The sequence below is a fragment of the Aeromonas cavernicola genome (genome assembly GCF_002795305.1).
Classification (GTDB): Bacteria; Pseudomonadota; Gammaproteobacteria; order Enterobacterales; family Aeromonadaceae; genus Aeromonas; species Aeromonas cavernicola.
On record NZ_PGGC01000030.1, the window covers coordinates 1 to 9,427 of the forward strand.

The following is a 9,427-nucleotide window of genomic DNA, read 5'->3' on the forward strand; positions in this document are numbered from 1 at the left end:
AGCTGCTCGTTACGGACCCCGGCGACCTTGACGGGCCCGACCTTGGGCAAAAAGATGTTGCCTTGGTGGTCGACCAGCAGACTTTGGTCAAACTCGACCCCACCCCAGAGCTGGACTTGGAGCTTATCGCCGATGGCGATGCGGTAATCGGGGTTAAAGCCGCTAAAGGATTCGCGGGCAAACTCGCCGCGAAACAGCCAGTTACCGAAGACGGGATCGCGGGTTTGGGTATCGCGCACCACCTTGCGCACGGGGGCGGCCTCTTGGGCGACGTCTAAGGCGTGGGCGGGTTGCCATAACAGGCTCAGCGCGATAAACAACGGGGTGGGTTTGATGTAAGAACGATAATGTGACACGAGAAAACTCCTCCCGCCGCCAGCGTCATGGCTGTTACGCACGGGGTTGATATGGGTATGAAATAGAGTCCGATGCCGGGTGGCAGGGGCATGCGATACGGGCGCAAAGGCAACATGGCCGTTGCACCCGAGTTCATCGTTAATCTTGGTGTTCGCGCAAGGTGGCCAGCCCCATGACCACTAAGCCGTAAAACAGGCAGAGCAGTACGCCGATGGTGGCAAGGTTATAGAGGCGACGTGGGTACTGCGCCTCTTGCGCGGCGGTTGGTTCACCGACCACCAGCAGATGTTTGAGCTTGCGATAGGCCTCGACGCGAGCTTGCTCCATGCTGACCAGCCCGGTTTTGTAAACGTCCGCCGCCAGCTGGGTTTGTACCTGTACCCCTTGATACTCAGCGTTAACCTCGTTAAGGGATTGGGCGTCACTGCTGGTCAGCCGCTGCTTCTCTTGGGCCAGCTGGCGTGTTAGCGCCTCTACCTTGTCTTTGGCGGCCACCACATCGGGGGCCTTGGGGTTCATGTAGATTTGCAGGCGTTTGAGCTCGGCCGATTGGCGCACCAGCTCGGCGTCAAGCTCGGCCACCACCCCTTGCATAGCACTGCTGGTCGCTTCTGGGCTCACCAGCTTGTGGCGGTTTTGAAAGGCCAGCATCTTGTCGCGTTCAACTTGCATCCGTTCGTGGGAGCGGGCCACCTCGCTTTCGACAAAGTTGAGCTGCTCCAATGCCACCTGATGGCCCAAGCGATTGATAAAGCTCTCCCCCTCTTTAAGCATCAGGGTGACCACTTTTCGGGCATATTCAGGTTCGAAGGCTTGCAGCTGGATCGTTAAAATACCGGATAGCTCGTCTAACTTAATCTCTAGATGTGCTCGGTAATATTCTAAAAATGCTTCATTACTGGCATCTGAGGGCAGGCGCGAAAACCAATCGGCCTGCTCACTTTGATAGTGAGCTTTTAATCCCAATGCCTTATCAAGCTGATGCAACATATCCCATGAGCTGAGGTAGGTGTGGATGACCAACACATCTTGATGATTACTGCCCCCCAGCCCCAGCATGGAGAGGGCATCGGGCAATATTTTGACCTGATCAGCCTGTTTGATAATGATACTGGCTTCACTGACGTAACGATCGCTAGCAATGATCCCGTAATACAATATGGCCACGCTAAAGCAGCACACCACCCATAGAAAACTGCCTAGCTTGATGGCTTTTTTCCATGAAAACTGCGCTGCTTTGTAACCTTTTGAGTCAATGAGAAAGCGTTTGGGGTCGCGCTTTAATTTACGTAATTTGCGCCTTACTTGATCTTTGATGGTGTTGATGTTCATGAATATCCAATATTTAACGGCACGGTTTATAACAGTTGATAGGCAGTAATTGCCTCTTCAATATCGTGAAATAAGGTGAGTGATCCCTGTTGTAGAACAATTCCCATATCACACTGCTGGCGCAAGGTGTTCATGTCGTGGGAAACCATAATGACGGTTGCGCTTTCGCGTTTCTTACTAAATATATCTATGCACTTTTGTCTAAATTTGGCATCACCGACCGAAGTAATTTCATCGGTTAGATAAATATCGAAATCAAAGGCCATGCTGACCGCAAAGGAGAATTTTGATTTCATGCCACTGGAATAGCCTTTGATCGGTAATTCGAAGTGTTGACCTATTTCTGCAAATCCTTTGACCCACTCTTCGACTTCGCGGGTGTCGTGAATACCGTGAATGCGGCAGATAAAGCGGGTATTCTCCCGCCCCGTCATGCTGCCTTGAAAACCTCCACTTAATGCTAATGGCCATGATACGCGGCTATGACGAGTGACTCGGCCTTGGTTAGGCATATCCATGCCACCAAGTAACCGTAGCAGGGTCGATTTGCCCGCCCCATTGGCTCCTAATATGCCAATATTCTTATCACCGGGCAGGGTAAAATTGACGTTCTTTAAAACGTAATTACGGCCAAACTTGGTTGGGTAATATTTTGTGACATGCTCAAGCGTGATCATAGATTAACTTGCTATTAGCTGACGGTGGCTCAGGCGATAGGCACTCATCGCAAAGGCCGATAAAATCAAGGTGGTACCGGCTAAATAGAACCAGTCTCCTCCTTGAGTGTGAAAACCGGCAATCCAGCCAGTGCGAATAAGCTCCATTGCGTGCACGACAGGATTCCATAATAATAAGTGTTGGTAATGTTGTGGCACCGCTGCCAGTGGAAAAAACACCGCAGAAATCCATAACAAGGGGCGCATTAACATCGGGATGAGTTTATTCATCTCTGCCGAAAGACTCGTCAATATGCAAAACAAGGTGCCCAATCCAAAGGCGAACATCATTAATAAGCTATATCCCAATAATACCGCCAGTGGGTCAGCGGGGATGGCATAAAAACCAAACCAAACCAGCCCCAATATCAGTAGTATCGCCACCAACATACCTATTAAAGTTTCAAGTAAGAAACGCGCAAATAAGGTTGAAAACGGCGTGACTTGTCGATAACAAAAAAGGCCTCGGTTAGCATTGACTGCTGACAATAAACGGTCTGCGGTATTTTTAAACATTAAAAAGGGAAGATAACCACTGGCGACAAAGACAGGAGCCTCCACCCCACCAAATCCATTGCGTTGACCAATGCCAAACACCACGCAAAAGATAGAAATGGCAACCAATGGGTCAAGCAGTGCCCACGTATAGCCCATACGGTAATTACCAAAGCGAGTTTTCAACTCTCGCATTACCAAGCCGAAAACAACATCTCTAAAAACAACAAGGGGGCTACGTGTTGGTATAAACATGGCGTTCACAGTACATTCTCATGCGGTTAGATTACCTATTTTAAGGTCAAGGACATATCGGGATTTTACAAAAAACGTTATTATTCAATACGATACTAAATACAGCAATTGTTGTGCGGTGAGCCAATGTCGCGCAGTGTTTATTGAAGTCATTTCACTGTTTATCTTTTATTGCGAGCGATAGTTTTTGATTGATATCCTTTTTTGCTTTAGCCATAGCTACCGCACGGAAAAGACAAGTTCCGGACTAATTTAAACGCAATGTATATAGCTAACTGCCTATCCTGTTAGGCTTTTATTCAATATGAGAAGGCAAGAGACATGCCGCAGAGCGTCATTATTCTCAGTTATGACCATTCTCAATGACTCAATATTCGACAGGCGTCAGGAGCTGTCACATATCGTCATTTGTTATCTAGCTATCTTCTAGAATGAGTTCTACATCATCGAGCATAAGTCATCACTCGAGGCGTTAAACCCCAAGTATCTTTGAACCACACCAGAAAATATTTTTTATTTTTGAGATAGGTATCTCATCTACATGACTTGCTATTCCCATTTTTTATTTAACAACATTGCAGCAAAATATGGATAAACGTAGCTTTTTAAAAATACGTTTGTCATTAATGGCGCTATCCATTAACTTATTATATAGGAGTAACAAAACTCTTTTTTGTCAGTTTTTTCTTAAACTTTGTAAGGTCTTTTTTGTGTCACCTTGCAATATGACGGCGTGAAAAAAATACAAGACTCTATCGAGACATTTTTTCTTAAATTAATATTGAGAAGGGGAGGATGTTCATTTTAATCAACATCAATATGATTGATTAGATTAGAAAATAAACCAAACGATGATATCAGTAGTGGTTTGCGTGTTAAATGAGCCATTAATTTTAATAAAAATAACAAGGTTGATAATTGATCATGTTCTGTGGGTGCAGTCTCAATAGTGTGTATTGAATAACCCAGCGGAAGTGGCTCAATAGGCAAAGATCTGTTCAAAAAACAGTCTATTTCTGTTTTTGCTGTCGTAGTTTTGTTCGTGATGGATAGTCGATGGCGGTTTCGTGGATTTCCACCGTGTGCAGCAGAGCGTGTTAGGCAGATGTCATTTAAGTGTCAGTTGCTAACATAAAACAAATTTATCAATAATGGTGTCGTTTCAATCTAGCTTGAGCTTGCTTATTTAGTGAACTAAACGATGCTGTCTTTTAACTCATCATTAGATTAAAAAACACCCGCATTCTGGCCCTGGTACTGTCAACCATCACAAATAAAGAATGGCTTATTTTTTTCTTAAGTTTCTGGCGGTTGCGTCGATACAGACTATAGCGATGCGGATCGCATCTGGATGAGTCATGGCATAAAAGGAGGTAAATACAACGTGCCTAGTTTAATACTTATGAAGCGTGACATTAATAGATTGATAAAAATTGAATTTATCAATTTAGAATTTTTCAACGTGTACTGCTACTAGCTTGGCATATCACTCAATGTGATAAATACATAATATTTTATGTTGTGTTTTTCTATCACATCGACATGTTACCTACTCAATAATTTTTTTAGCCGCTTTTTATTTTAGGCGGTTAGCACACTTATTATCGTTAGGCTTGGTTATATCGATTGAAGGTATAACAAACATCAGTATGTAGACAATGTACGTGGATAATAAAGCGAATAATAAATAGGGAAATAATATGTTTGTTAAACAGGGAGTGTTGGTAACGTTATTACTGGCATCATCCAGTACGATTTATGCCGCAGATGAATGGTCTGTGTTAATCCATGGCGCGACTATTCACAGTGACTGTAAAAAGGGCAAAGGAAAGAAAAGCAAAACCTGTGACTTTAATAACTTTAATCCTGGCTTGGGTCTGTCATGGGCATTTGGGGGGGATAAGGATACCGGTAAGGTCTCGCTGCTGGGCGGTACATATAAAGACTCACATAAAAAAATGGCGGTCTATGGTGGCATGTCCTATCGCAAAGAGTGGTATATCACGTCACATACGTTTGCCGGTTTAGGCGTTCAAGCAGGTTATTTAGATGGCTCGGGCGCGCGTGGTCTTGCCATATTACCGATGGCGACCATCGGTTATAAATCACTCGCATTAGAAATAGGGTATGCGCCTAATGTGAAATTTGTTCCCGGCAGAAACCATGTGGCAGTCACCACCTTCTCTTTAAGATGGACGCTGTGATGGTGGGCGTCACGTAATTTATCGTTCTAATAATATATTATTCTGATAAGTGACTGAGATAGCGGGTGGTAACCTGCTTTATATATGCTGAATTTCTTATGCGCAGAGATGATAGTGAACGGGTTAGCTGTCAACAATATATGGCGGCTGATGGCTGACGAGATCCCCTTCCTAACCCTGCTATTAGCGTCATCTCTATGGGTCGCTTCTTTATCTTGCTTTATATGAACCCATTCACCTTGCTAAGACCCCGCTACGTCACTGCAGTCACGGCTCCCTATCCTTGCTGTTCCTGATTGCTCCTGTGCAGGTAGCCACGTTCAGTGAGCCACTTTTTTCGAGAGGTGTTCTATTGGTTGCTGTCCCTATTCTGCGTTGCGGGAGGTTCAAAGCCTTGGGGGACTTGGGTGGGTGTCCAATTGGTGGCCGCTGTGGTTTAATCTCTGCCACTTTAGCGGTAGTTCCCCGCGTGGTCAGTGGGGGCTGATGAGCCGCCGATGAGCAACAGATGAGGTAACCAGAACGATGCAGGTAACAGCAGAGAGTCAATTTATTGGGCTAGGGGTGGCGGGCAACTTTGCCGGTCATTTGGAACAAGCCGGCGAGGCGTCGGATTTTGTGGCGGTGCTGGTGCGGGATACCAGTGCGCCTAAAGCGCTGTTTCCCTGTTATGTGCCAACCCACGTCGGCCCGCTTGGACACTTTCCTTTTAGCAGTGACACCATCTTGTTACCCAGCAGTGCCGCCAGCGAAGCAGAGAAAGTGCAAATAGAGCCGGAAGTCGCGCTCTGGTGCGATTTGGTTTATCAAGGCACTCAGGTAGTGGCTATTATTCCCCGCGCGTTTGCCGCCTATAACGACTGCTCTATTCGCCGCCCCCATGCCAACAAGATCAGTGAAAAGAAAAACTGGGGGAGTGCCAGCAAAGGACTTGCGGCTAACTTACTGCCCCTCTCTGGGTTTAGCGTCGGTTGTGAGCTCGACGACTACCGGATTGCCTGTTATCTGGAGCGGGCGGGCGAGTTGATTGCCTATGGGATTGACAGTGCCGCTCTCGATTACAGCTACTTTCACGGCAAGCTACTTGATTGGGCCATCGACAAATTTAACCACCAGCAAGACGAAGGCCCAGCAGAACATATGCAGGGATTGCTGGCACAGGCAGGTTACCCCAGTCAGGCGCTGATCAGCATTGGCGCAACCCGCTACACCCCGTTTGGCGAAAGCCATTTCCTCAAGCCCGGCGATACCGCCTGCGTGGTGGTCTATCCCGGCAGCCGTTATCGTGAAGCGGATATTCGTGAGGCGATCCGAGCGCGCCAATTTAGGCCCGATATCTCGGCACTGCTGCAACACGTCACCTTGTCGCCGATGTGATAGCAGCGCTGTTAATTCACTGGCACTTGTTCGTTCCTTTATTGAGGCTTCACGTCGCTAGCCCTGTTATTATCCTCTGCGATCACTGTTGGGGATAATAACAAATGAGTCATTGCGAGTTTGATTGGCACGATCCTATTGACTGGAATGGGCCTGGAAGTATTGCGGGCAGTGAATGCTTAGGTGGTGACCGATTAGAACGGGCTCGTTATGCCACTTTTCTTACTAATTATCTCGCTGCCGAGGGTAAGCAACGTAATTATGTGCTTAACCTCAATGCCGAGTGGGGAGCAGGTAAAACTTGGTTTATTAAGCGCTGGTATATGGAACTGAAAGCGGACTATCCCACCGTCTATCTCGATGCTTGGCAGCAAGACTTTTCCGATGATCCCTTATTGACCGTTATTTCATCGATTATCGACCAGTTAAAAAGGATTGCGGGAAAAGAAAACCCGATTCCAGAAGGGATGCGCCAGCGGCTGCTTGGATTATTTAAGGTCGGTGGCAAGCTGGCATTAAAAGCGGCAATCAAAAAAGCTGGGTTGGAGGATGAGAATTTTTCTCTGGAAGGGGAGGAAGCCAATCAGCTGGTCGATGCCTTATGCAGCAATCAGAAAGAGCGTTATGAATCTATCCAGTATCTTAAACAAGAGATCCGGCAATGGGTGGAAGGGGCTGTTGGGTTAAGTAACGGAGAGCTGGATTATCCCGCATTTATTTTGATAGATGAGCTTGATCGTTGTCGTCCTTCCTATGCGGTAGAGATGCTGGAGACCATCAAGCATATCTTTGATATTAAGGGCGTGGTGTTTGTGTTGGCAACGGATACTGAGCAGTTACAGCATGCTATCAAGGTCATTTATGGCGATGGTTTTGATGCAGAAAGCTATCTTGGAAGATTTTTTCATAGACGATTTACGTTAGGCAGTATCTCTCGGCGAGAGTTTATTCAGCAGGCAATTGTAGATAAAGAATTGCAGCTTGAGCATGTCAACGTATGGCCTGAGATCACTGATAGCCAAGTGTTGGTAAATGTATTGACTGCTGTTTGTGACCATTTTTTATTGAGCTTAAGAAAAACAGAGCAAGTGTTTGATAGAACGATCGCTTCCATCATCAATTACCAAGGTTGCACATTAAATCTGATTTTTCTTGTTTACCTGTTCTCTCTGTGCGAGAAAAACAATGGAGATTATCGCGCTGTAGCGGACGGCAAAATGCCTATAACAGATAACCATCCTAAGCTAAAAGGTTTCAATACTCTTACAAGTGAGTATGAAGAACAACATTTTCAATGTTTTATAAAAGCAGGAAGTGCCATAGGAAGTTATATTGAGGATGTCGATTATGAACGATATTCAAATCCATTTATAGATGGCGAATATATGGTTTCATTGAGGAGTATTTTAGCCATTACTTATGGAAGTCTATTTGAATCGATGTCAGATGATAAATGTTCCTATCGTTTTATCACGTTAGCAACAGATTGTGTTAAGCGAATGCGGAATTTGACTGTAGAAGAAAATACTATTTTGGCAGAAAAAGAGCTGTCACAGTTGGAGCGACGTTTAAAAACGTATAAAAATTTAGTTGAGCTGGCCGTGCATCTTGACTAAATAAAGCCGGGAAATCCCGGCTTTATTATCCGTTTATTTATTGTGCCGCACATAAAGCTGCTGCACGACATCCTGTAATCCCAGCCCTTCGTTTTGCAGCAGCACGGTCAGGTGGTAGAGCAGATCGGCTGATTCGTTAATCAGCTCTTCGCGATCCTTGGCCATGGCGGCCAGCGCCACTTCCACCCCCTCTTCCCCGACTTTTTGCGCGATGCGCTTGGTGCCTTTGCCATACAGGCTCGCGGTGTAGCTGGTACTGGGATCGGCCCCTTTGCGGGCGGCCAGAATCTGCTCCAGCTCAGCGAGAAAACCGAGCGGCGGCACGGGGTGGCCGGCAAAGCATGACGGGGTGCCCAGATGGCAAGTAGGGCCGACGGGGTGGGCGGCGACCAGCAGCGAGTCGCAGTCACAGTCGGTGCTGATAGCCACCAGCTTCAGTACATGGCCGGAGCTCTCACCCTTGGTCCAGAGCCGCTGTTTGCTGCGGCTAAAGAAGGTGACATGGCCAGTCGCTTGGGTCTTGTCCAGCGCCTCACGGGTCATAAAACCCTGCATCAGCACCTCGCCGCTGGCGGCGTGCTGGACGATGGCGGGGATCATGCCGTCACATTTGGCCCAGTCGAGCCGCTCGCTGAGCGGCTGGGCGTTATCTACTGCGTGGTTAATCACGGATGGCGACTCCTTGGGTTCTCAGCCAGCGTTTTAGTTCAGGAATAGGGATGATGCCTTTGTGAAACACCGAGGCGGCCAGTGCCCCATCGACGTCGGCCACCGTGAAGGCATCACGAAAATGGGCCATGGCCCCAGCGCCGCCCGAGGCGATCAGCGGCACCTTGCAGACGTAGCGCGCCAGTGCAAGTTGCTCAAGGTCGTAGCCTTGGCGCATCCCATCTTGGTTCATCACGTTGAGGACGATTTCGCCCGCGCCGCGCTGCTGCGCCTCTTGGATCCAGTCGAGGGTGTGCCACGCGGTGGTGCGGGTGCGGCTTTCGTCACCGGTAAACTGTTTAACTTGATAGTGGCCGCTCTGGGCGTCGAAGTAAGAGTCAATCCCCACCACCACACACTGCACGCC

Annotated in this window: 9 protein-coding genes; 3 read left to right on the plus strand and 6 right to left on the minus strand. The window is 47.4% G+C overall.

The genetic code is table 11. The features are described from left to right. The 4 genes from CUC53_RS03590 to CUC53_RS03605 all read right to left on the minus strand — a co-directional run. A partial coding sequence (locus CUC53_RS03590; RefSeq protein ID WP_201796712.1) for a polysaccharide biosynthesis/export family protein occupies positions 1-335 on the minus strand: 335 nt, incomplete at its 3' end. Between the two features lie 160 nt (positions 336-495). Further along, complete coding sequence (locus CUC53_RS03595) at positions 496-1,689, minus strand: KpsE/RkpR family capsule polysaccharide export protein (RefSeq protein WP_100292881.1); 1,194 nt, start codon at positions 1,687-1,689, stop codon at positions 496-498. A gap of 26 nt (positions 1,690-1,715) precedes the next feature. Continuing rightward, positions 1,716-2,366: an ABC transporter ATP-binding protein gene (locus tag CUC53_RS03600; RefSeq protein WP_100292882.1), complete on the minus strand. Its 651-nt coding sequence runs from the start codon at positions 2,364-2,366 to the stop codon at positions 1,716-1,718. A gap of 3 nt (positions 2,367-2,369) precedes the next feature. Next, complete coding sequence (locus tag CUC53_RS03605; RefSeq protein WP_100292887.1) at positions 2,370-3,155, minus strand: ABC transporter permease; 786 nt, start codon at positions 3,153-3,155, stop codon at positions 2,370-2,372. Between the two features lie 1,700 nt (positions 3,156-4,855). Between CUC53_RS03605 and CUC53_RS03610 the strand changes: the two genes are divergently transcribed. The 3 genes from CUC53_RS03610 (at position 4,856) to CUC53_RS03620 (ending at position 8,352) form a co-directional block, all read left to right on the plus strand. Continuing rightward, complete coding sequence (locus CUC53_RS03610; RefSeq protein WP_100292883.1) at positions 4,856-5,359, plus strand: hypothetical protein; 504 nt, start codon at positions 4,856-4,858, stop codon at positions 5,357-5,359. Between the two features lie 525 nt (positions 5,360-5,884). Continuing rightward, a complete protein-coding gene (locus tag CUC53_RS03615; RefSeq protein WP_100292884.1) occupies positions 5,885-6,736 on the plus strand; it encodes a DUF5718 family protein in 852 nt (283 codons plus the stop codon). Between the two features lie 104 nt (positions 6,737-6,840). Continuing rightward, positions 6,841-8,352, plus strand: coding sequence for a KAP family P-loop NTPase fold protein (locus tag CUC53_RS03620; RefSeq protein ID WP_100292885.1), 1,512 nt, complete (start codon positions 6,841-6,843; stop codon positions 8,350-8,352). A 33-nt stretch (positions 8,353-8,385) separates the two neighbouring features. On the opposite strand, the gene hisIE is transcribed toward CUC53_RS03620, so the two are convergent. Then, positions 8,386-9,021, minus strand: a complete 636-nt coding sequence (gene hisIE / locus CUC53_RS03625; protein ID WP_100292886.1) for a bifunctional phosphoribosyl-AMP cyclohydrolase/phosphoribosyl-ATP diphosphatase HisIE — start codon at positions 9,019-9,021, stop codon at positions 8,386-8,388. Continuing rightward, positions 9,014-9,427 (minus strand): HisA/HisF-related TIM barrel protein (locus CUC53_RS03630; RefSeq protein ID WP_236757860.1); only part of this gene is annotated, 414 nt, incomplete at its 5' end. The genes CUC53_RS03630 and hisIE, both read right to left, overlap by 8 nt.